At 58.8% G+C, this 709-nt stretch carries 1 protein-coding gene; it reads right to left on the reverse strand.

Features of this window, described 5'->3' with window-relative positions; translation table 11 throughout:
* Positions 1-84 precede the first annotated feature (84 nt).
* Positions 85-709: tyrosine-type recombinase/integrase (locus BMI01S_RS40525; protein ID WP_218002782.1), on the reverse strand; the 625-nt coding region annotated here is incomplete at its 5' end.

Raw genomic sequence — 709 nt, forward strand, 5'->3', positions numbered from 1 at the left:
CCGTTATGCGCACTCTGGGATTATGCCAGGTAAGTTTGGCGAGCCACACATCGGGCGGAGCTCGCCACGTAGGACTGCACATAATCAAAGGGCCTCTAGAAACTTTAGAAGCGTGTCTGGTGGCTGGTAGCGGGATCGATGGGTCTTCAGTGGAGCGATCGCTGCTAGGGCGCGCTCCTTCATGGCCAGATCTGCTTCAATATATCCGTGCGTTGTCGACGGACTCTCATGTCCGAGCCAAAGTGCAATGACCGTGATATCGACGCCGGACTGCAACAGGTGCATTGCAGTCGTATGCCGAAGCGTATGCGGAGAGATCGATCGCCCGACCAACGACGGACAGCGTGTCGCAGCTGCGTTTGCTGCGACTGCGATCCGCTCCGCAGCGTTCGAACGCGTCATCGATCTTCCCCACCGGTTGGGCAGCAAAGGCTGTCCGGTGCGCAGGCCTGCATATTCAATCCAGCGCCGAAGCTCGACGGCCGTATCCTTCCAGAGCGGTACTGTCCGTTGCTTGCGCCCTTTACCGTGCAAGCGCACGCTCGGAGTGACATCAAGCTCAAGATCGCTGACATGGATGCCAATCAGTTCAGAAACCCGGGCGCCGGTGTTGTAAAGCACCTTGAGGAGTGCCCTGTCACGCCTGCCATACCAGGTGTCTCTGTCAGGGGCGTCCAGGAGCGCCTTTGCCTCGCCACGGGAGAGAAAT

This window comes from Paraburkholderia mimosarum LMG 23256 = NBRC 106338 (assembly GCF_000739815.1).
Classification (GTDB): Bacteria; Pseudomonadota; Gammaproteobacteria; order Burkholderiales; family Burkholderiaceae; genus Paraburkholderia; species Paraburkholderia mimosarum.